This window comes from Enterococcus nangangensis (assembly GCF_005405245.1).
Taxonomy (GTDB): domain Bacteria; phylum Bacillota; class Bacilli; order Lactobacillales; family Enterococcaceae; genus Enterococcus_J; species Enterococcus_J nangangensis.
Window position 1 is genome coordinate 37,931 of the sequence record NZ_BJDR01000006.1, and the last position, 19,833, is coordinate 57,763.

Annotated in this window: 23 protein-coding genes and 1 pseudogene; 17 read left to right on the plus strand and 7 right to left on the minus strand. The window is 41.3% G+C overall.

Annotation, left to right across the window (positions count from 1 at the left end):
- Positions 1 to 17 precede the first annotated feature (17 nt).
- Positions 18 to 386: an NUDIX domain-containing protein gene (locus tag FFM57_RS03470; RefSeq protein WP_137599127.1), complete on the minus strand. Its 369-nt coding sequence runs from the start codon at positions 384 to 386 to the stop codon at positions 18 to 20.
- 252 nt (positions 387 to 638) lie between these two features.
- Positions 639 to 1,511: a hypothetical protein gene (locus tag FFM57_RS03475; protein WP_137599128.1), complete on the minus strand. Its 873-nt coding sequence runs from the start codon at positions 1,509 to 1,511 to the stop codon at positions 639 to 641.
- 337 nt (positions 1,512 to 1,848) lie between these two features.
- Here FFM57_RS03475 and mazE point away from each other — a divergent pair.
- Positions 1,849 to 1,992, plus strand: a pseudogene (mazE, locus tag FFM57_RS09960) (type II toxin-antitoxin system PemI/MazE family antitoxin); the annotation flags it as partial.
- A 285-nt stretch (positions 1,993 to 2,277) separates the two neighbouring features.
- Positions 2,278 to 2,925 carry a PepSY domain-containing protein gene (locus FFM57_RS03485; protein WP_170999875.1) on the plus strand — a complete coding sequence of 216 codons (648 nt, stop codon included), beginning with the start codon at positions 2,278 to 2,280 and terminating at the stop codon, positions 2,923 to 2,925.
- Positions 2,926 to 3,026: 101 nt separating this feature from the next.
- Here FFM57_RS03485 and FFM57_RS03490 read toward each other — a convergent pair whose 3' ends face one another.
- Complete coding sequence (locus tag FFM57_RS03490) at positions 3,027 to 3,251, minus strand: hypothetical protein (RefSeq protein WP_137599130.1); 225 nt, start codon at positions 3,249 to 3,251, stop codon at positions 3,027 to 3,029.
- A gap of 82 nt (positions 3,252 to 3,333) precedes the next feature.
- On the minus strand, positions 3,334 to 4,284 hold the full coding sequence (locus tag FFM57_RS03495; protein ID WP_137599131.1) for a sugar-binding transcriptional regulator: 951 nt from the start codon (positions 4,282 to 4,284) through the stop codon (positions 3,334 to 3,336).
- 310 nt (positions 4,285 to 4,594) lie between these two features.
- On the opposite strand from FFM57_RS03495, the gene FFM57_RS03500 reads away from it, so the two are divergent.
- Together FFM57_RS03500 and FFM57_RS03505 are read left to right on the plus strand one after the other, a co-directional pair.
- On the plus strand, positions 4,595 to 6,253 hold the full coding sequence (locus FFM57_RS03500) for a phosphoenolpyruvate carboxykinase (ATP) (protein ID WP_137599132.1): 1,659 nt from the start codon (positions 4,595 to 4,597) through the stop codon (positions 6,251 to 6,253).
- A gap of 127 nt (positions 6,254 to 6,380) precedes the next feature.
- A complete protein-coding gene (locus FFM57_RS03505) occupies positions 6,381 to 6,809 on the plus strand; it encodes a hypothetical protein (RefSeq protein ID WP_137599133.1) in 429 nt (142 codons plus the stop codon).
- 92 nt (positions 6,810 to 6,901) lie between these two features.
- On the opposite strand, the gene FFM57_RS09830 is transcribed toward FFM57_RS03505, so the two are convergent.
- The gene (locus FFM57_RS09830) at positions 6,902 to 7,042 is read right to left on the minus strand and encodes a hypothetical protein (RefSeq protein WP_170999876.1); all 141 of its coding nucleotides are present in this window, start codon (positions 7,040 to 7,042) and stop codon (positions 6,902 to 6,904) included.
- A 210-nt stretch (positions 7,043 to 7,252) separates the two neighbouring features.
- Here FFM57_RS09830 and FFM57_RS03510 point away from each other — a divergent pair, with 210 nt between their 5' ends.
- From FFM57_RS03510 to FFM57_RS03520, 3 genes are all read left to right on the plus strand, one after another.
- Positions 7,253 to 7,873, plus strand: coding sequence for a hypothetical protein (locus tag FFM57_RS03510; protein ID WP_137599134.1), 621 nt, complete (start codon positions 7,253 to 7,255; stop codon positions 7,871 to 7,873).
- Positions 7,874 to 7,876: 3 nt separating this feature from the next.
- Positions 7,877 to 8,422, plus strand: a complete 546-nt coding sequence (locus FFM57_RS03515; RefSeq protein WP_137599135.1) for a GNAT family N-acetyltransferase — start codon at positions 7,877 to 7,879, stop codon at positions 8,420 to 8,422.
- Between the two features lie 102 nt (positions 8,423 to 8,524).
- The gene (locus FFM57_RS03520; protein WP_137599136.1) at positions 8,525 to 8,920 is read left to right on the plus strand and encodes a hypothetical protein; all 396 of its coding nucleotides are present in this window, start codon (positions 8,525 to 8,527) and stop codon (positions 8,918 to 8,920) included.
- Positions 8,921 to 8,924: 4 nt separating this feature from the next.
- Here the strand turns inward: FFM57_RS03520 and sstT are convergent, their stop codons facing one another.
- Both sstT and FFM57_RS03530 read right to left on the minus strand, forming a co-directional pair.
- Positions 8,925 to 10,223, minus strand: a complete 1,299-nt coding sequence (gene sstT, locus FFM57_RS03525) for a serine/threonine transporter SstT (RefSeq protein ID WP_137599137.1) — start codon at positions 10,221 to 10,223, stop codon at positions 8,925 to 8,927.
- A gap of 87 nt (positions 10,224 to 10,310) precedes the next feature.
- The gene (locus FFM57_RS03530) at positions 10,311 to 10,721 is read right to left on the minus strand and encodes a reverse transcriptase-like protein (RefSeq protein ID WP_137599138.1); all 411 of its coding nucleotides are present in this window, start codon (positions 10,719 to 10,721) and stop codon (positions 10,311 to 10,313) included.
- Between the two features lie 80 nt (positions 10,722 to 10,801).
- Here FFM57_RS03530 and FFM57_RS03535 point away from each other — a divergent pair, with 80 nt between their 5' ends.
- From FFM57_RS03535 to pyrC, 10 genes are all read left to right on the plus strand, one after another.
- A complete protein-coding gene (locus FFM57_RS03535) occupies positions 10,802 to 11,230 on the plus strand; it encodes an EbsA family protein (protein ID WP_170999877.1) in 429 nt (142 codons plus the stop codon).
- A 122-nt stretch (positions 11,231 to 11,352) separates the two neighbouring features.
- Positions 11,353 to 13,023: a formate--tetrahydrofolate ligase gene (locus tag FFM57_RS03540; RefSeq protein ID WP_137599140.1), complete on the plus strand. Its 1,671-nt coding sequence runs from the start codon at positions 11,353 to 11,355 to the stop codon at positions 13,021 to 13,023.
- A gap of 100 nt (positions 13,024 to 13,123) precedes the next feature.
- The gene (locus FFM57_RS03545; RefSeq protein ID WP_137599141.1) at positions 13,124 to 13,501 is read left to right on the plus strand and encodes a hypothetical protein; all 378 of its coding nucleotides are present in this window, start codon (positions 13,124 to 13,126) and stop codon (positions 13,499 to 13,501) included.
- Positions 13,502 to 14,194, plus strand: coding sequence for a CBS domain-containing protein (locus FFM57_RS03550; protein ID WP_137599142.1), 693 nt, complete (start codon positions 13,502 to 13,504; stop codon positions 14,192 to 14,194).
- Positions 14,195 to 14,214: 20 nt separating this feature from the next.
- Entirely contained in the window at positions 14,215 to 14,700 is a 486-nt protein-coding gene (lspA, locus tag FFM57_RS03555) for a signal peptidase II (protein ID WP_137599143.1), read from the plus strand.
- Positions 14,685 to 15,581 carry an RluA family pseudouridine synthase gene (locus FFM57_RS03560; protein ID WP_137599144.1) on the plus strand — a complete coding sequence of 299 codons (897 nt, stop codon included), beginning with the start codon at positions 14,685 to 14,687 and terminating at the stop codon, positions 15,579 to 15,581. The genes lspA and FFM57_RS03560 overlap by 16 nt, the downstream gene beginning before the upstream one ends.
- A 178-nt stretch (positions 15,582 to 15,759) precedes the next feature.
- Positions 15,760 to 16,311, plus strand: a complete 552-nt coding sequence (pyrR, locus tag FFM57_RS03565; protein WP_281275725.1) for a bifunctional pyr operon transcriptional regulator/uracil phosphoribosyltransferase PyrR — start codon at positions 15,760 to 15,762, stop codon at positions 16,309 to 16,311.
- An 18-nt stretch (positions 16,312 to 16,329) separates the two neighbouring features.
- Complete coding sequence (locus FFM57_RS03570; protein ID WP_137599146.1) at positions 16,330 to 17,610, plus strand: solute carrier family 23 protein; 1,281 nt, start codon at positions 16,330 to 16,332, stop codon at positions 17,608 to 17,610.
- Between the two features lie 6 nt (positions 17,611 to 17,616).
- Positions 17,617 to 18,567 (plus strand): aspartate carbamoyltransferase catalytic subunit, encoded by a 951-nt coding sequence (locus tag FFM57_RS03575; RefSeq protein ID WP_137599147.1) that lies wholly within the window; start codon positions 17,617 to 17,619, stop codon positions 18,565 to 18,567.
- Positions 18,551 to 19,831: a dihydroorotase gene (pyrC, locus tag FFM57_RS03580; protein WP_137599148.1), complete on the plus strand. Its 1,281-nt coding sequence runs from the start codon at positions 18,551 to 18,553 to the stop codon at positions 19,829 to 19,831. Before FFM57_RS03575 ends, pyrC begins: the two co-directional genes overlap by 17 nt.
- Positions 19,832 to 19,833 lie beyond the last annotated feature (2 nt).

A 19,833-nucleotide genomic window follows, 5' to 3' on the forward strand; every position in this document is an offset into this window, starting at 1 on the left:
TTTTGCCAGAGTCAGCTTTAAAGGCCGTTTTTTATACGCTTATCTAATTCCCACAGCGCTGTTTTATCTAAATCAAAGTGGAGCAATTCCATAGCTTGATCGAAGGTAACCCAGCGGTACTCCAAATGCTCTTGGGATAATTTTACGTTCAGCTGAGTCATTTTATAGGCATACGTATAGCTTGGAATGACGTATAATCCATCTTTCCAAGCTTCTTTAAAGGGTACAAATAAATTACTAGGAACTGTTCCTATGGTATCTAAAGTTTCCATTGAACGCGTATCAATTTCGCTAATCCCGGTTTCTTCAGATAGCTCTCGACTTGCGCCCATCTTGGGGATTTCATCGCCTTCGCCACCGCCAGCAACAAACTGCCAAGCTTTCATGTCTGCTCTTTTTTAAATACAATATAATGGCACCTCAGAAAGGTAATAGGGAATAATCAGAGTGTTATATTTTGCTCTCATGGCTTTTCTCCTTTTAGTTGATGCTGGTTTCAGGCCAATAATCAACTTTTCCTTTCAATTTCAAAAAACTTTCGTAAATTAGCAAGGTCTTTAACCTTGGACAAAAATTTTATAACTTATTTCCAAATTAAAGGTGTCCTTAGTTTCACTGGTTGTTAACGGATTTAAAAACTAATCTTCCCAGCCACAGAGGGTATATCCTTGAGCTTGAGCTTCAGATAAAGTCATAGAAACAACAGAGTTTGCCTTGCTTAATCCTCTACAAGTGGAACTAAAGTGATATTTTTTTCCAGAATCTGGAGCAACGTATACGATTTGTTCGTTGTTTGTGGTCTGGGCAGCGGCTTGTTCTTCAGATGCTTTTTGTGCAGCGGCTTGTTCTTCAGATGCTTTTTGTGCAGAGGCTTGTTCTTCAGCTGCTTTTTGTGCAGCGGCTTGTTCTTCAGCTGCCTTTTGTGCAGCGGCTTGTTCTTCTGCTGCCTTTTGTGCAGCAGCTTGTTCTTCTGCTACCTTTTGCGCAGCGGCTTCTTCTTCCGCTTTTTTTGTAGCCTCAGCTTGAAGTTGAGCAACCACTTCTGAATTTTGCTTAATCAAAATCTTGGAACTAATTTTATCGTCAGCCAATTTGGCATTGATGGTTAGTTCTTTAGATTCTTCACCTGAAATTTCATAAGATAGTTTGAAATTTCCTTTTTTATCGGCGGTCACAGAATTTCCAGAGTCAATACTAACAACAGCTCCTGGTAGCGTTACGCCAGTAATCTCAGCTTTTTTATTAGTCCCAGCCTCAACCTCAGCTGGCGCTTTTAAAGTCAACTTTTCCTTTTTTACTTCCGATGTAGAAATGGTAGTGGAAGAGGATGATGATGCCGCATCCTTACCATTACTCTTAGCAGTGCAGCCTCCAAGCAGCCCAATACATACTATACTGATTAATATTAATCCGATACCGACGTTTAATTTTTTCCTATTAGTTTGTTTCTTAATAAAAAACCATGTCCCAACACAAGATACCAAAAAAACCAATGCAAAGAAATTACTCACTTTACTCCCTCCAAAATAATATTTTGCTCCCATTTAATGGCAGGTAACGATAGTCGCCATGCGTAATTTTTTAAATTAAGCATAGCGTACTGCTTACATTATATCAATAGTAAAAATTACAGATTATCAAAGATTAAATGCTAAAATGATAATAAAAACCTTGCTGAAAATTACAAAAAAATTTCTGTATTTCAAATGGATAAGAAATTAGGTTGTAGTTATAGTTAGGAGAAATAAAATAGTTCTATCTATAATTATTTTTTTGATTAACGATATAATATTGCCGAGAAGATTTTAGAGACGTAAGTTGTTTTTAACTAATAAGGAGAGATAAATTATGCTGATTACAAAATCAAGATTACAAGGGAATTCAGTAGTGTTGAATTTACCAGAAGAAGAGGACAAAAGCCCAGAGCCTAATACTGAGTACATCGTGATGCATTCTTTAGATGGCACAATCACGTTAGTTCCCACAAAAAAAAGTTGTGTATGCTAAGAAGAAGTTGTAAAAAGATTACTAGCTTTCCTAAAAGGGAGTTAGTAATCTTTTTTACTAGTAGGCAGAATCGCTGTAGAGTAATTGATTCAGCACTGTAATTCTAAAACTAGCTTGATTTTTGATAGACAAGCTATAAATCTGAGAAAAAAGCCAATCTCTGTTAGACTGGAAGTAAGGAATTTTGTTTCAAGAGAGGGGCAATTGTAACTTGCTCAGTCAATCAATTGGATTGGACGATAAAGAGACGATAAAGAAAGGAAGTTTATGATGAAAAAAATACTCGCAATTAGTCTCTTCTTGTTTAGTATCAGCTTAATGAGTGCATGTACTTCGACACCACCGAAAGATAGTGAAACGACTAACAGTAGCAGTACGCTGCCTACGACCAGTTCTACTGCAACAACAGAGACCACTGCTTCGAGTAGCGCACCACAAACGAGTGGTGCTACTGCGGATATCACTGATAATGGCATTGTTTTGAGCTTTTCCGAAGCTATTGCCATCTTCCAAAAAGAGTTTCCTGACGTAGATATTGCAGAATTGAAGTTGGATGCGGATCACAGTGTTTACTATTATGAGTTTGAAGGCCTGGATGATGAAAAGGAGTACGAGCTGAAGTTTAATGCTACTACTGAAGAGATTGTCAAAAAAGAAGCAGAAAATTTAGAGCAAGACGAAGCTGGCGGTGTGAAACGTGCCGAAGAGAAGTTGACACTGTCCGACTTAAAGAGTCAGGCGGAAATAACGCAGCTTGCGCAAACTGCCGTATCTAGCGGACAGGCTGTTTCCTGGAAAGTGGAAAAGAAATTGGGTCTGACCTATTGGGAAGTTGAAGTAAAAAAGGATAATCAAGAAGTGGAGGTCAAGATTGAAAACGCTACTGGTGAAATTTTAAAAAAAGAAACGGACGATTAATATTAATAAATTAAAAAAGCAGTTCCTATTCATGTAGTGCCACCATAAGTTAAACTTGTAGCGGCCAAAACATAAAAGGAACTGCTTTTTATTATTTTTAATTAAGCTAAGGCGAGTAATTCATCCCGCACTTCAAAAATTGATTTATCGGTAGCTGTTGCTAAAATCACCAACATTTTAGGTGTGACTTCTTCAACGCTGTGCTCTTTGTACGTGTCATCTAACGAAAAGATATAGCCCGTCTTTTTGAAAATTGTGGAAACGTCTAATTTATGCGCCGCAAAAAATGCTTTTAACCCTTGATACATCCTCTTCAATCCCTTCATTTTTTCTTCCTGTTGCCTTCATTTTAACGAAGTATTGTTAAATCATTATGAACTAACTGGAAAAATTTCAATCCGACAAAGGTTATTCATCGTCTTTTGCTAAAGATAAAATGGTTAAAGCAGATTTTTCGTCTAAATAAAGATGGGTGAAGAAGTTACCGTTTAAGGCGCCTAAGAGTGCTTCTGCTTTAAACTTGTAGTTACAAACACCAACCCGCACGGGAATTTTTAAAATTTCTTCGATAGTTAACCCGAAAGTTTTGTCTTGTTCAGTTTGAATAAATTCGCCGCGGAGGTTGAAGGGGCGACCATATAAGAAGCCAACAGCGTGATCTAATGAGCCAAAGAGAATGCGTTTGTGTTGCTTCCAAGAAGAAACGGAATCCACGGAATTTACTGTACCAATGCCTGAGATTAAAACGTCAGAGTGGCGAGCGGTATCCAATGTTTTGGCGATAATCGGTTCCATGGATAATAACTCCCGCGCTAAATCGTTTAAGACGTAAAGGGGAGCACTTAGGGTTAGATAGTCGGACTCATAGCGATTGGCCGCCTTTTGGACTAAGCGCATAGAGCCGGCTAGGGAGTTATACTTGCCGATTTCCCCGATAAATTGGGTAAAAACTAACTTTTCATTTAACTTGGTAGCAAACTGATCTATGGTTTTATAGACGGAATCCCCCCAAGCAAGAGAGATAATTTTCCCTTGGTCTACTAAAGCTTGAATATTTAAGGCGCAAAAATGCCAAAAGTTACTGTCTTCTTTGACGAGGTCTTCGCTCTCTTTTAAAATGAAGACTTTCGTTTTATATTTTTCCGCAAAGATATTTTCTAAGTCATAGTTGCGGGCGTAGGGATTATAAATGGAAATGGTTACCAATTGTCGCGTTTTGGCATCATCTAAATATTTTAAAATTTTATAGCGGCTTAAGCCGTACTTGGCGGTTAAATCAGTGATGGTAATATTAGCTAAATAATAATCTTCAGCTAACTGAATCAAGAGATTCTCATAATCGGAAAATTCCGTAGACACTGGCACGCCCCCCTTTTTTTCTAATTAAAGGTAGTTTAGCAAATAAAAATTAAAAATAAATGATAGAGCTTCATGAAGGATTTTCCATAAAATAGCTTATGAGTGGAAGAAAATCCCTTGCTATTAGTGGAACCGTCATCATTATTTTTAATTTTTAAAAAAGAAGTGTACAAATTTCAAAAATTAAAAATGTGTAATTTAAGTTTTTTAAAAACGTAAAAGTGGTATGCTATTTTTATAAAATTGAAAAGAAATTCCCTTTCTTTTCCGTAGCACTTATTCATTTTGCCTATTTTGAAGGAGGACGCTCATGAGTAGCACTAGTTTTATTGCCAGAAAGGATATTCATCCTACTAATTCTATTTTTTCCAACATACGGACAACAGTAGAAACTTTTTTCTATGGGAACAACGTAACGGCCGTTAATACTTTAGCTGAAGCGTACCAATGGGGGCAAAAAGCTCCCGGGACGGTCACTTCCGATTTACCCATCTTACACACTACAGAATTAGGTTTGCCAGAAGGAGCAAAAGTGCTAGTAGCCAATAGTGGCACGATTACCGGACGGACGGCTGCTGCGCGACGGATTATCGGCCAACCGGGGATTGATAGCAATTATTATGCAGGCATTCTACGGGAAGCAGTTTTTGCTAGCAGCTTGAAACCTTTCTTAAAAGGGGATGCGGTTGTGGGCCTAGCAGAAGATTTCATGGTGAAAGCTCATCTTACTTTACCAGAAAAATATGCCATGAATGTTTATTCTTGGATGTTAAATTTTCAAGTCATGAATGACACTTATCAAAAAATGTATGCTGAATCAAAAGTTTATCCAGAAGGGGACATCTTTGTTTATGGCGATCCTGACTGGACGCATCCTGATTTTCCGCAGGGTTTAGCGCTTTTTGATCCTGAACATAATGTTGCCGCAATCCTCGGTTTACGTTACTTTGGGGAATACAAAAAATCTTCTTTGACTTTAGCGTGGGGGATTGCCCATCGTAACGGCTACATTGCTTGTCATGGCGGGATGAAGCAATATGATCTCGGCACTAAAAAATTCACGATGGCCGCTTTTGGGTTATCTGGTTCTGGGAAATCCACCATTACTTTAGCCAAACAAAAAGGCAAAGATAACGTAACGGTTTTACACGACGATGCGTTTATTATTGACAAAGAAACAGGCGCCACCACGGCGTTAGAACCAGCTTACTTTGATAAAACCCAAGACTATCCCATGGACAATCCAGCGGTGAATTATTTCTTAACCGTGCAAAATGTCGGGGTGACGCTAGATGAAAAGGGTCAAAAAGTTTTAGTGACCGAAGATATTCGTAACGGCAACGGTCGGACGGTAAAAAGTCGGTACGTTACGGACAATCGAGTGGATCATTTAGGGGAAAGAATCGATGCAGTCTTTTGGATTATGAAAGATGATACTTTGCCACCCGTGGTAAAAATTGACGATCCCGTTTTAGCGGCGGTCTTTGGCGCAACTTTAGCCACTAAACGTTCCACCGCTGAAAACTTAGCAAAAGGTACGAACTTAGATAAGTTAGTCATGGAACCTTTTGCTAATCCTTTCCGTTGTTATGCGTTAGGGGAAGACTATCAAGACTTCCGTAATTTATTTGCCGGGGGCAAGACCGCTTGCTACATTTTAAACACGGGCTTTTTCAATGGCGAAAAAGTAACGAAAGAACAAACTTTAGGTAGTGTGGAAAAAATTGCCACCAATGCCGCTGAGTTTGTACCTTTTGGTAATCTAAGCCACTTAAGTTACTTGCCTCTAGCCGGCCACACGGTCGATTTTAGTGACCAAGCTTACTTAGAACGGTTAACTAGTCGCATGGAAAGTCGTTTAGCTTTTATTCAAGAACAAGCGCAACAATTAGCTGGCTTCCATGCTTTGCCAAAAGAAGCAGGCGCTTTAGTGGAAAAAATGATTGTGGAAATTGCTGAAAATAAATAGTCCTGACTAAATAAAAATCGTTGGCGAGTTGGCCAACGATTTTTTGCTTTATCCATAGCTTAAAACTTGCATCGGGATTTTCTGTACATTATAATTAAATTAGAAAATAATTAAAGAGGTGGAAGAAATGGATTTAGCATTACACTTAGTCAGCAGCGTCAACATTTACAATGTCGCTTTTGTTTCCATGGCGCAAACATTAAAGGACATTGAAGAGCAACAGGTTTCGATGTATCAACAAAAAATTTTAGCCGACTCTTTGGCGATTTCCATTCGCCACAATACAAAGCGCTTATTACAGCGGATTCAAAAGATTCGTTTAACGGTTAAAGTATATCCCAATGTGGTGGAACGGGACAAAGTCAACTTGCTATTAGAGATGGTGCGGCCCTATGAAGTGAACGTGTTAACTTTGGAAAGAATTTTATCTGGAGAAATTAGCCAACAAACTCACCGTCAGTGTCTACCTTTACTAGAAGAGATGAATCAGCAGATGCGGGCAATTATTCAAACGATGCAAGCTGATTTAAAGATTACCACGAAGCTTTCCGTGTAAAAAGACAAATGAAAAAGACGTTTTGCTCTTTGCGGCAAAACGTCTTTTTTAGACGCGTAACTGATATTTAAACATGTGGGTTATCATGCTCCTTAGGCAGTTTGTTTTAAGTTGGCAATGGCTTGTTCAACAGTGATTCCCTTGGCTTGATGTTTTGCATTATAAGCAATGAAGAAATTACCTACTGTGTCAAAGGCAACTCGATAGATCAAAGATTTTTGTTCTTTTTTCATTACGCATCCTCCTTTCTAAAATTTCTAGAAGAAGATCTTATAACGAAATTCCTTTACTAGCATACCACGTTTGACTAAAAGTACAAAAGATAATGGTTATTTGCCTAAGACCTTTAGGCTTTCTTAAGGTGGATGAGACTTAGAAGAGTTGTCAAGGAAGGAAAAAATCGCTATCATGGACATAAATAATAAAAGAAAAGAGGGATTTAAATGCGTCAGGATAAATATCGACAACCTCAGTATCAAAAAAATAAAGGAACCGTCATTTTGTGGGTGTTAGTAGCTCTTTTTGCCATTGTCTTGGGAACATTGCTGTGGCAAATTTTTAAACCAACAGAAGTCGCCACTACCAATAGTACCTCAGCAACAACCACCCTCAGCAGCACTACAGCCACCAGTGCTACGCTAACTACTAGCAGTAGGGCTAAAGAACCTACCAGTTCCACGAGCTCCAGTAGCACACTGGACTCCACTACTACTAGTTCTAGTACAACGACGACCACCACCACTAATTCCGTTAGCGATGAAAATCGCCAAGTAGATACGACAAAGTTAACCACACCGCAACTGCAAGCTTGGATTGCAGCGATCATGGAGCACCGTTTGCAACAGGGAACAGGGCTGCGACCTGATGGCAGCAATCCTTGGAATTACAATAAGGTTATGCGGGACGGCTTAGCTTACGTAGAGATTACGCAAACGGCTGATGGTGGTGCGCGTCAAGCTTTAATTACTACTTTTCGCGTGAATGCTGCCGGTGAACTAGAAGAAGCTAATCCCAATGACGGAACCTATCAAGTAGTGGCACAATACTTTATGGAGGTAGGTTAGCGCATGCATTTAGTTGATGAAAAGTTAAACTTGGAAATTCGTTTTCCCACGCGAGCTGAGTTGCGGGAAGTTTGGGAAGTGAGTTATCGCGATCATTTAGAGTGGATGGATTGGAATGGTCCATACTTTCACGATCCTGTTTTTAATTGGGTGGAGTTTCAAGCCAAATGTTTTCCGTGGTTTGCTAAAAGTCGGGTAGCGGTGATTTTTATTGATGGTCACGTAGCTGGTGAGGTGAGCTGGCACTACGAAGATGGCGAGCTGGCGCAGTGGCCAGAATTTGGGATTTGTATTTTTGATTCGGCCTATTGGTCCAAAGGCTATGGAAGCACTGCGGCCAAACTGTGGGTAGATTATTTATTTGCCAGTCAAAACTTTCGCCGGTTAGGCTTTACGACTTGGTCCGGTAATCAGCGGATGATGTTGTTGGGAGAGCGGCTGGGCTTTCAAAAAGAAGCACAAATTCGTCAAGTCCGCTTTTGGCAAGGGCAATACTATGACTCAGTGAAATACGGCATTTTAAAAAAAGAATGGCAAAAGCGCCCATAAAAATAAAACTAGTAAATATTTTTACCGAAAAGTTCGCGGTAAAAAAATATTTGCTAGTTTTTTTGCGTATCTTTTAATGAACAAATAAAAGGAGGAATTATTATGCAAAAATTAATTACCATTTGTCGCCGGGAAGGTTTTAATCAACGGACGTTTTATCAGTGGTTGCAAGACGAGGAGCTGATTGTCAAAAGTGAGATGGGCTATGAGATTGGCCCCCGTGCTTTAACAGGGATGGAGACATTTCATTATAATTACCGTGGGGCGGATGGCTCCCAACAAGAGCGGACGCAAGTACGAGTGCCGCAAGAATTGGTGGCACCTTTAGCCGATGCTTTTCAAAATAGTGGCTTGGAGCGTTTATATTCCCCAACCAATGTGAACCCCAATGCTTTAGATAGTTTGGAGTTATTAAAACGGCAAACAGCTAAAATAGAAGGACTCCTTTTAAGTCTGCAACAGCACTTAAAAGAAGTCCATCAGTTATTGGAAAAATAAAAGGTTAATCTTTGTCGGCTTCAGCTACGATCAGCACTTCTTCATCGGTTTCTTTTAAGCGTGCTTGAGCAGCAGCCACTTGTTCTTTGACGCTAATTTTAACGCCAGCTTTTTTCAAATCGTGATATTCAGCAGTAGCGGTAAATAATAAATCAGAGGCCGAGTTCACGGCTGTTTCCACGGAGTCTTGAATGACGCCGATGATAAAACCGACACCTACGACTTGCATGGCAATGTCGTTACTGATCCCAAATAAGCTACAAGCTAAAGGAATCAACAGTAGCGAGCCGCCAGCAATGCCGCTGGCTCCTGTAGCCGAAATGGCCGTTAAGAAACATAAAATTAAAGCTAAGGGGAAAGGAATTTCCATTCCTAAGGTATAGGCAGCAGCTAAAGTCATAAGGGAAATTGTAATAGCTGCCCCGCCGCTATTGGCCGCTGCTCCTAAGGGAATCGAGAGGGCGTAAGATTTTTCGTTTAAACCTAATTTCTCCGCTAGGTTCATATTAATAGGAATATTCACCGCGGAACTACGGGTGAAAAAGGCGGGGATGCCACTTTCTTTAAAACAGTAAAAAGTTAAAGGATAAGGATTTTCGCGAATCATCACCGCTACCATGAAAGGGTAGACGACAAAAGAAACGAAAAGCATCGTACCTACAACGATGATCACCAACTTGCCGTATGCTAAAAGACCATCAACTCCAGTGGAAACGACGGAGTTATAAACTAGGCCGACAATCCCTAACGGTGCTAATTGAATAATTCCTTGAATCACATGGGAAATTGCTCCGGAAATATCCGTCACCACTTTTTTAGTCGTTTCGGAAAAATTCCGTAAGGCGAGTCCTAATAAACTGCCCCAGAAAAGTAAGGCTAAGTAATTGCCCTCACTTAAAGCTGCGATAGGGTTTGCGACACCATTGACGAAAATATTTTTGACTACGGTCATTAAATCTTTCGGCGCTTCTTGCGTCAGGTCACTGACTTGCGGTAAAACGATTTTTACGGGGAAGAGATAAAAAATTCCCACGGCGGCAAGGGCTGCGACAAAAGTTGCTAAAAGATAAAGAATCACAATGGAGGTCATATGAGTCTCCGTACCCTTTTCGTGCCGTGATAAAGAGGACATAATAATGAAAAAGACTAGTAAAGGAGCGATGGCCTTTAGACTGCCGACAAAAATTTCGCCGAGTATACTAAGCCAGGTCCATTGGGGCACCGCCAATCCTAAGAGTATCCCAAGGAGAATCCCAATTAAGATTCTCTGGATTAAAGAGAGCTTTTGCCAACGTTTAATCATCTAAATAACCACCTTTCTTTAAATTGTTAGCATTTAAGTTAACAAAGGAAGTAGTAAATGTCAATCTTTATGATGAAAAAAAGCCAACTATTTGCGATAGTTGGCAATTGCAGCGTGTAAAGCTTGTTGAGCGAGGTGGTGGGCGCCGGCATGTTGACGATCATTTTGCCATTGCAACTGGAGCTTTGGAAAATGCGGCAGTAGAAAATTTATTTTTTCGAGATAGGGTTGGTAGTCAGGATTAGTCGTGTGCTTTTTGGCGACAACTTCCAACATGGTGCGACTGTCACTATAAAGAAAAATAATTTCATCTTGGTAGCCTTCTTTTTTTAGATAGCGTAAGGCCGCGATGAAGACAGCAAATTCCGCCTGATGGTTGTTGAGACAATTTAAGGGAATTTTAAGTTGTTGGTGCAAGTTTTCCCCCACGATTAAAATACCGCCACCGCTAGGTAGTTGAGGGCTTTTTGTGGCTGCATCAATATATACTTTAAGCATTGTTACTCCTTGTTTCTTCCTTTTGCAAATTACGAAGTTGTGCTATGATTATAGCATGATTTCTAAGGGAGGGGAGCGACATTTTTCAATATCGATTTCAACCAGAGCCAGCCTTAAGCATTATCTATTGGTCGCTTACTTTAGGCATTTATTTAGTGGGTCTGATTGTGACTTTAGAGAATACGTACGTGTATTGGCTTTCCTTAGTAATTTGGGGAATTGCCACAGTCTTTTTATGGCTAGGTTTGAAACGCCAACTTTTTCTTAATGAAGAGGAGTTGTATTTAAAAGCCTTATTAAAAGTGAATCGGCGGCACCTACCTTTGGCTGAAATTCAACAGTTACAAGTCGCCAAAAATGGTATTCTAATTATTACTGTCAAAGAGCGGCAGTACTGTTTACTAATGGGACGCCGCACGAGTCAAAGATTTCTTGTGGAACAAGCGAACCATCCTTTGTTGAAGGATAAAATTAAAATTATTAATAAAATTGACTTTTTAGTCGATTAATCAGGCGAATTCTTTTGGGAGAGTTTGCCTTTTTTACTAGGCAAAAAAGAATTTTTTTGTATAATGATTTTATGAACAAAAATTAAATTTTAAAAATTAACGTTCGGAAATGAGGAGATTAAGTGTTAACGGATATTGAAATTTCGCAAGAGGCTACTTTAAAACCTATTACAGAGATTGCGGCCGATTTAGGCTTTACCCCTAAGAATTTAGAAAATTATGGCGCTTACAAAGCTAAAGTCAGTTACGATGCTTGTGCTCGTGCCGCCGAAAATCCTTTTGGCCATTTAATTTTGGTGACGTCAATTAATCCTACTGCTGCTGGTGAAGGGAAGTCCACCGTCACCGTTGGCTTGGGCGATGCTTTTAACCAATTAGGGCAAAAAACAGCCATCGCTTTACGGGAACCTTCCATGGGGCCGGTGATGGGAATGAAAGGTGGCGCGACAGGTGGTGGCTACGCGCAAGTGCTCCCGATGGAAGATATTAATTTGCACTTTACGGGGGATATGCACGCGATTACTTCTGCCAACAATGCCTTAAGCGCCTTGATTGATAATCATTTACAACAAGGCAATGCCCTGCAAATTGATCCCCGGCGCATTTTGTGGAAACGTGTTTTAGATGTCAATGATCGGGCTTTGCGCCAAGTCACCATCGGCTTAGGTGGGCCAGTCAATGGTATCCCGCGGGAAGATGGTTTTGATATTACGGTAGCCTCAGAAATTATGGCGATTTTATGCTTAGCTACCAGCTTGGAGGATTTAAAGAAACGCTTAGGACAGATTGTCTTTGGCTATAACTATCAACGAGAACCTTTAACAGTGGCGGATTTACATGTGGAAGGTGCTTTAGCGTTAATTTTAAAAGATGCCTTAAAACCAAATTTAGTCCAAACGATTTATGGTACACCCGCTTTTGTCCACGGCGGTCCTTTTGCCAACATTGCCCACGGGTGTAACAGTGTCATGGCTACCCGTCTTGCTTTGCAAACCGCAGACATCGCTGTGACCGAAGCCGGCTTTGGTGCTGATCTTGGTGGTGAGAAATTTTTGGATATTAAAGTTCCCACTTTAGGCAAAGTTCCAGATGCCGTAGTAATTGTGGCGACAATTCGGGCTTTAAAAATGCACGGTGGTTTGAAAAAAACAGAGTTGAAAAATGAAGATGTGACAGCATTGCAGCAAGGCTTTGCTAATCTTGCCAAACACATTGAAAATATTCAACAATACGGCTTGCCAGTGGTGGTGGCGATAAATCAATTTGTCACGGATACAGAAGCTGAAATTACTTGTCTTAAAGAACTCTGTCACAAGCGCCACGTGCCTTGTGCTTTAACTAGCGTTTGGGAAAACGGCCCGGCAGGAGGCATCGAATTAGCCCAAGCCTTATTAAAAGAAATGGATAATACACCTCATCACTTCACTCATCCTTATGCGCCGCAAGCCAGCTTGGAAGAAAAAGCGCAAGCTATCGTCCAAAAGATTTACGGCGGCAAAGAAATTATCTTAGGGAAAAAAGCGCGGAATCAATTGAAAGTTTTCCAAGCGTATGGCTGGGATCGCTTGCCCGTTTGTATGGCCAAAACGCAATATTCTTTTTCCGATGATCCGAAACGTTTAGGACGACCGACGGATTTTTCCGTGACGATTCGCGAGTTTGTGCCGAAAATTGGTGCTGGTTTTATTGTGGCTTTAACTGGAGATATTTTAACTATGCCCGGCTTACCGAAAGTACCCAACGCTTTGAACATGGACGTAACAGCAGACGGAAAAGCGCAAAGGTTATTTTAAATAATAAAACTGTGACGAAAATCCTTTTTTGTCACAGTTTTTTTTGTTAAGATAAGAAATAGCAACATGGCATCGACAAAGTAAGCAAGGAGCTAACTTTATGAATATTCAAGTGAAACGACCGTCCTTTTTCTTTGGCTATGGGACGCCCATTGCCCTCTTCCATAATGGCAAGAAGGTGGCTAGCCTCAAGGTGCAGGACACGCAATCCGTAACAGTTGAAGCCGGGGATCGCCTCTACGTGCAACAATCCCTTCTCGCCAGTCAAGATTATAAAATTACTGCTACGGATCAAATGTTAACCATCGGCTTAAATCCGATTTTTTTGAAATATTATGGTTTGATTTTTCTCTTGTTACTTTTTACTGCCGGTACTCCCGCTTTCTGGTGGTTATTACCGGTAATTGTCGTGATGGTTATCGTGATTTTTGTCCTGTTACGGAAACACTTTTTTATTTTGAAAAAGGGGGAGCGCTAGTTGGGAAAACGAGCCGAAAGTTTTATTAATAGTTTTAATCGCTTAGAAAAATTTTTAAAAGAAGAATTAAAAGCCCCAGCCAATATGGGCTTTGCTGAAGTGGTCCGCCGTTTGTCACGGCAGCGCAATTCGCCAGTAGCAGTTTATGAAAATGATTTGTTACAAATGGCCCAATTGCGAAACGCCATTGTTCATGAAAAAATTGCTGAAGATTTTGTGATTGCCGAACCCAACGAGTGGGCCTTAAAACGGATGACTGAAATCCAACAAGCGATTATGGAGCCGGAAAAAGTTTTACCGCGTTTTCGTAAACACGTGACAGGGTTTGAAAAAAATATCCCAGTTCAAGATATTTTTGCGAAAATTGCCGAGAAGCATTATTCGCAATTCCCTATTTATAACCGCGGTCAATTCTTAGGTTTGATTACCGTGCAAGGTATCGGCTTTTGGGCGGCGCAAGAGTGTGCCGATGGTCATTTAGATGTTACTAAAAAGACCGCCCAAGATATTTTGGCAAATCCCTTAAAGACTCCTAATTATCGCTTCTGTCATGAAAATACTAGTATTGCCGAAGTAGAAAAATGGTTTCGGGAGCTGCAACCTTTAGAAGCGGTCTTAATTACGAAAAATGGGGAGAGTGATGGGACCTTACTGGGAATCATTCGTCCACGGGATTTGCGATTTGAACATTAAATTTAGAAAAGAGTGAAGATGTGTTAGCAATCTATTTTATTTTAAGCGGCCTATTAGTGGCGCTTGATCAGTGGACCAAATTTTTAACAGTGGATCATATTGCTATCGGGGAAGAAACTTCTGTAATTCCTGGGGTGATTTCCTTTACCCATTTGCAAAATACGGGAGCTGCTTGGAGTTTATTGGAAGGAAAGATGCTCTTTTTTGCGGCGATTACCGTAGTTGCTGTCGTGATTATTGTTTATTGTCTGTTACGTTATGGCAAAAAAAGCGTCTGGTTCAGCCTCGGTTTGGCTTTGATTTTAGCTGGTGCTATTGGGAACTTTATTGATCGCATGCGTTTAGGCTATGTGGTGGATATGATTAAAGCTGATTTTATTAACTTTCCGATTTTTAACGTGGCGGATATGTGTCTCGTGGTAGGTGTCATTGTGGTCTTTATCTTTGTCTTAAAGACCGACGATAGTTTTTTTAGTGGAGGAAAAATCGCTTGGAAGAAAAAATAATTACTTTAGAAAGCGCCGGACGAATTGATAAACTTTTGCCGCCGCTTTTAGGCATTACCCGTTCCCAGTTGCAACAGTGGTTAAAAGAAGATTTAATAAAGGTCAACCAGGTGGTGGTGAAAGCCAACTATAAGGGTAAAGTGGGGGACGTGGTGCAAGTGGTGCCGCCGCGCATCCAAGAACTAGCTTTAGAGCCAGAAAATATTCCGTTGACCATTGTTTATGAAGACACGGACGTCTTAGTGGTGAATAAACCCCAAGGCATGGTGGTTCATCCTTCAGCAGGACATCCAACAGGCACTTTAGTTAATGCGCTACTTTATCATGTGAAAAATCTTTCCAGCATTAATGATATCGTTCGTCCAGGTATCGTTCACCGGATTGATAAAGATACATCTGGCCTTTTAATGGTGGCTAAAAATGATCAAGCCCACTTAAGTTTAGCAGCGCAATTAAAAGAAAAGACCTCTAAGCGGAAGTACTTAGCCATTGTCCACGGTACTTTCGATCATGAGAAAGGGACCATTAATGCGCCAATTGGTCGTTCGAAAGTCGATCGCAAAAAACAAGCTGTTGTCGCTGAAGGGAAAAACGCGGTGACCCACTTTACCGTCTTAGAAACTTTTGACCAATACTCGTTAGTAGAATTAGAGACTGGACGCACACATCAAATTCGCGTGCATATGGCCTATATTGATCACCCGGTAGCAGGCGACCCTTTATATGGACCGAAGAAAACTTTGCAAGGCCACGGCCAATTTTTACACGCCGAGCTACTAGGTTTTACCCATCCAACAACAGGAGAAGAGCTGGTCTTTGAAGTTCCAGCGCCAGAAATTTTCCAAACAACTTTAGAAAAATTACGTTTAGGCCTTGCATAATTAAAGGTAAAAAGGTATAGTTACATCAAGTGAATACGAGAACCTTTAATTTAGTCCCGTGAGGCTAAGAAGGAAGTGCTAGGTGCGCCTAGCAAGTGTTAGGCTACAAACTAGGTGTAGTCTAAAATAACAGCAACTTTCCTCCTAACCTCAAAAGGGTTGGGAGGTTTTTTTGTATATCCAAAAGGAGGAAAAGAAAATGCAAAAAGAAGTTGTCGATGCAGTAACGATGAAACGGGCGTTAACCCGGATTACCTATGAAATTATTGAACGGAACAAAGGGGTGCAAGACATCGTTATTTTAGGAATTAAAACCCGCGGCGTTTACTTAGCTAATCGCTTAGCTGAACGTTTGAAACAATTGGAAGGCTATGATGTGCCGGTGGGAGAACTGGATGTCACCATGTATCGGGATGACTTAGAAAAAAACGGCTCTACTAATACGACAACACCGGTGGAACTGCCTTTTTCCGTGAAAGATAAACACGTGCTTTTGGTAGATGATGTTCTTTACACAGGCCGGACAATTCGTGCTGCTCTAGATGCGGTGATGGACTTTGGTCGACCAAAGAAAATTTCTTTAGCTGTCCTCGTGGATCGCGGACATCGGGAATTACCAATTCGCGCCGATTATATTGGCAAGAACATTCCTTCCGCCCAAGCTGAAGAAATCATTGTGGAAATGGAAGAGCGGGACGGACAAGATCGCATTTTAATCGTTAAAGACTAAGATAAAGGTGGCAAATTGATGGCAGCAGAATTTCGTAATCCAGAAGCAATTTTAGATATTCACGATAAACCAAAACCAGGACCGTGGTTAGGCTTATCTTTACAACATCTTTTCAGTATGTTTGGTTCGACGGTTTTAGTACCGATTATGGTGGGCTTAGATCCGGGGGTGGCACTCTTTTCTTCCGGTTTAGCGACTTTAGTCTACCTATTCATTACCAAACGCAGCGTCCCGGCTTATCTTGGTTCCAGCTTCGCCTTTATTACGGCAATGCAAGTTTTAATGGGGACAGATGGTTACGGCGCGATTGCCCAAGGTTCCTTAACGACGGGGCTGGTTTACATCATTACCGCCTTAATTGTCAAAAAAGTTGGCTCCGGCTGGTTGGATAAAGTGTTACCGCCTATCGTAGTGGGACCAGTCATTATGGTGATTGGTTTAGGACTAGCCGGTTCCGTAGCAAGTGGGGCCATGAATAACGCTAGCGGCGATTACACACCGAAGTACGTCTTAGTCGCTTTAGCAACGTTAATTTTTACTATCGTCTTTAATATGTATTTAAAAGGTTTCTTCAGCTTGATTCCGATTTTACTAGGTATTATCTGCGGCTACTTAACCGCCTTAGCGGTAGGCATTGTGGACTTCCAAGCAGTCCTTGATGCGCCGTGGTTCTCCTTGCCTAACTTTGAAATCATGGGAAAAACTTATGAAATGAAAATGCATTGGGACGCGATTACCATGATGGCGCCCATTGCTTTTGTCACCATGACGGAAATGATTGGCGATGTGATGGTGATTAATAAACTAACCAAGCGCAACTTCTTTGAAAAACCTGGGATGTTCCGCCTCCTTTTAGGCGATGGTTTCGGCCAAATTATCGCCGGGATGGTTGGGGGGCCACCAGTGACCCTTTACGGCGAAAATATCGGTGTTTTAGCCATCACGCGAGTCCACAGTGTCTACGTGATTGGTGGCGCTGGGGTGTGTGCCATGGCTTTAAGTTTTATCGGGAAAGTTTCCGCTTTGATTTTAAGTATCCCGCAACCAGTAATTTCGGGGATTAGCTTTGTCTTGTTCGGCGTCATCGCTTCATCTGGCTTACGGATTTTAATTGACCACAAAGTAGATTTAAATCAAAAACGTAACCTCTTGATTGCTTCGGTGATTTTAATTGTCGGCGTGGGAGGCTTAGTCTTAGAAATTGGCTCCTTTAAATTTTCCGGCATGGCTTTAGCAGCCATTATGGGGATTATCATGAATTTAGTCTTACCGCAACAAGCAAGAAGCGAGGAGGCCTAAAGGGCAATGGAAAAAAAATTAGCGTTAAAAAACTTAGTCAGTATGGAAGATTTAAGTAAAGAAGAGGTCCTGCAACTTATTTATCGCGCACAAGCCTTTAAAGGGGGCGCCAGTACCCCGAGTTGTGAAAAGATTTTTGTTGCCAATCTCTTTTTTGAAAATTCCACGCGGACGCATCGTTCCTTTGAAGTAGCAGAAAACAAATTGAATATGAAAGTGATTGAGTTTGACGCCACCACTTCTTCCGTCCAAAAAGGCGAAAGCTTGTACGATACGGTGGGAACCTTTAACGCTATTGGGGTGGATGTCCTAGTCATCCGCGCCAAAGAAGAAGAGTATTACAATGAACTACTGCAAAGTCCGCTGATTACCGCTAGCCTTATCAATGGTGGTGATGGTTCCGGGCAACATCCTAGTCAGTGTTTGTTAGATCTCATGACGATTTATGAAAGCTTCGGTCATTTTGCGGGCTTAAAAGTTGCCATTGTCGGTGACTTACGCCACTCGCGAGTAGCCCGTAGTAATATGCAAATGTTAAAACGCTTAGGCGCCGAACTTTATTTTTCTGGACCTGTTGCCTGGTTCACACCGGAATTTGCTGAATACGGCACTTATCTAGGGATGGATGAGCTGGTAGGGCTGGTGGATGTTTTAATGCTGTTAAGAGTACAACACGAACGACACACAAGTAGTAGCGAAGCCGCCTTTTCGAAAGAAGAATATCATGAAAAATTCGGCTTAACGACGGCGCGCTATGAAAAAATGGCACCTCAAGGGATTATCATGCACCCGGCACCCGTCAATCGCGATGTGGAAATTGCCAGTTCGCTTGTGGAAAGTCCTAAATCAAAAATTTTTACCCAAATGACCAATGGGATGTTTATGCGGATGGCGATTTTAGAAGCCATTGTCCGTGGTCGGAGTTTAGAGGAGGCACATGATGGAAACCTTAATTAAAAATATTCAACTGTTGGAAAAAGACAATACTTTAATTCCCGGAGCGTTATGGCTCAAAGATGGCCGCATTCACGCGATTGGCACGAGTTTTCCTGAAGAAAACTTTGCTGAAGTTATTGACGGGCATCATTATTTAGCAACACCAGGTTTTGTCGACGTCCACGTGCATTTAAGAGAACCGGGTTTTACCTATAAAGAAAAAATTGCTACCGGCTCTAAAGCAGCTGCTCGTGGGGGGTACACGACGATTTGTGCCATGCCTAATTTAAATCCCGTACCCGATACACCAGAACGCTTAAAAGATGTATTAGCGCGTAACAAACAAGACGGGGTCGTGAAGATCTTACAATATGCGCCGATTACTACAGGGTTAAAAAGTGAAGAATTAGTCGATATGGCAGCTTTAAAAGCTTTAGGTGCTTTTGCTTTTACCAATGATGGCGTGGGAGTGCAAACGGCAGGCACCATGTACCTGGCTATGAAAAAAGCAGCAGAAGTCGGTTTAGCCTTAGTGGCCCACACGGAAGACAACTCCTTATTATTTGGCGGGGTGATGCATGAAGGCCACAAAAATAAAGAATTAGGCTTGCCGGGAATTTTAGGCGTGACGGAATCTTCCCAAATTGCGCGGGATATTATGTTGGCAGAAGCCACCGGTGTTCATTATCATGTCTGCCATGTTTCCACCAAAGAAAGTGTGCGGGTGATTCGCGATGCTAAAAATGCGGGCATTCACGTCACGTGTGAAGTGACGCCCCATCATTTATTACTGGATGAAGAAGATATCACCAAAGACCACGGCTATTTTAAAATGAACCCACCATTACGGGGAACAGATGATCATCAAGCTTTAATTGACGGTCTTTTAGATGGGACCATCGACTGTATCGCTACCGACCACGCGCCTCACGGTCATGAAGAAAAAAATCAAAGTATGTTAAAAGCACCTTTTGGCATTACGGGTTCTGAAACGGCCTTTAGTCTGCTTTATACCAAATTTGTTAAAACCGGAGTGTTCACTTTACAACAATTAGTTGACTGGCTAACGGTGAAACCCGCCGCAATCTTTTCTTTAGATGCGGGGACTTTAAACCTCGGCCGACCAGCTGATCTGACTTTAATTGATTTAGCAACCAGCAGAACCATTAAAGATACAGACTATGTTTCCATGGCGGACAACACGCCCTTTACCGGTAGTAAGATTTACGGACAACCCATGATGACTTTCGTCGATGGTCAAATGGTTTATAAGGAGGAAGCATAGTG

Coding starts and splice junctions, on each gene's coding strand:
- FFM57_RS03470 (WP_137599127.1), bottom strand. CDS start 386: ATGAAAGCTTGGCAGTTTGTTGCTGGCGGTGGCGAAGGCGATGAAATC.
- FFM57_RS03485 (WP_170999875.1), top strand. CDS start 2,278: ATGAAAAAAATACTCGCAATTAGTCTCTTCTTGTTTAGTATCAGCTTA.
- FFM57_RS03490 (WP_137599130.1), bottom strand. CDS start 3,251: ATGAAGGGATTGAAGAGGATGTATCAAGGGTTAAAAGCATTTTTTGCG.
- FFM57_RS03500 (WP_137599132.1), top strand. CDS start 4,595: ATGAGTAGCACTAGTTTTATTGCCAGAAAGGATATTCATCCTACTAAT.
- FFM57_RS03505 (WP_137599133.1), top strand. CDS start 6,381: ATGGATTTAGCATTACACTTAGTCAGCAGCGTCAACATTTACAATGTC.
- FFM57_RS09830 (WP_170999876.1), bottom strand. CDS start 7,042: ATGAAAAAAGAACAAAAATCTTTGATCTATCGAGTTGCCTTTGACACA.
- FFM57_RS03510 (WP_137599134.1), top strand. CDS start 7,253: ATGCGTCAGGATAAATATCGACAACCTCAGTATCAAAAAAATAAAGGA.
- FFM57_RS03515 (WP_137599135.1), top strand. CDS start 7,877: ATGCATTTAGTTGATGAAAAGTTAAACTTGGAAATTCGTTTTCCCACG.
- FFM57_RS03520 (WP_137599136.1), top strand. CDS start 8,525: ATGCAAAAATTAATTACCATTTGTCGCCGGGAAGGTTTTAATCAACGG.
- sstT (WP_137599137.1), bottom strand. CDS start 10,223: ATGATTAAACGTTGGCAAAAGCTCTCTTTAATCCAGAGAATCTTAATT.
- FFM57_RS03530 (WP_137599138.1), bottom strand. CDS start 10,721: ATGCTTAAAGTATATATTGATGCAGCCACAAAAAGCCCTCAACTACCT.
- FFM57_RS03545 (WP_137599141.1), top strand. CDS start 13,124: ATGAATATTCAAGTGAAACGACCGTCCTTTTTCTTTGGCTATGGGACG.
- FFM57_RS03570 (WP_137599146.1), top strand. CDS start 16,330: ATGGCAGCAGAATTTCGTAATCCAGAAGCAATTTTAGATATTCACGAT.
- FFM57_RS03575 (WP_137599147.1), top strand. CDS start 17,617: ATGGAAAAAAAATTAGCGTTAAAAAACTTAGTCAGTATGGAAGATTTA.
- pyrC (WP_137599148.1), top strand. CDS start 18,551: ATGGAAACCTTAATTAAAAATATTCAACTGTTGGAAAAAGACAATACT.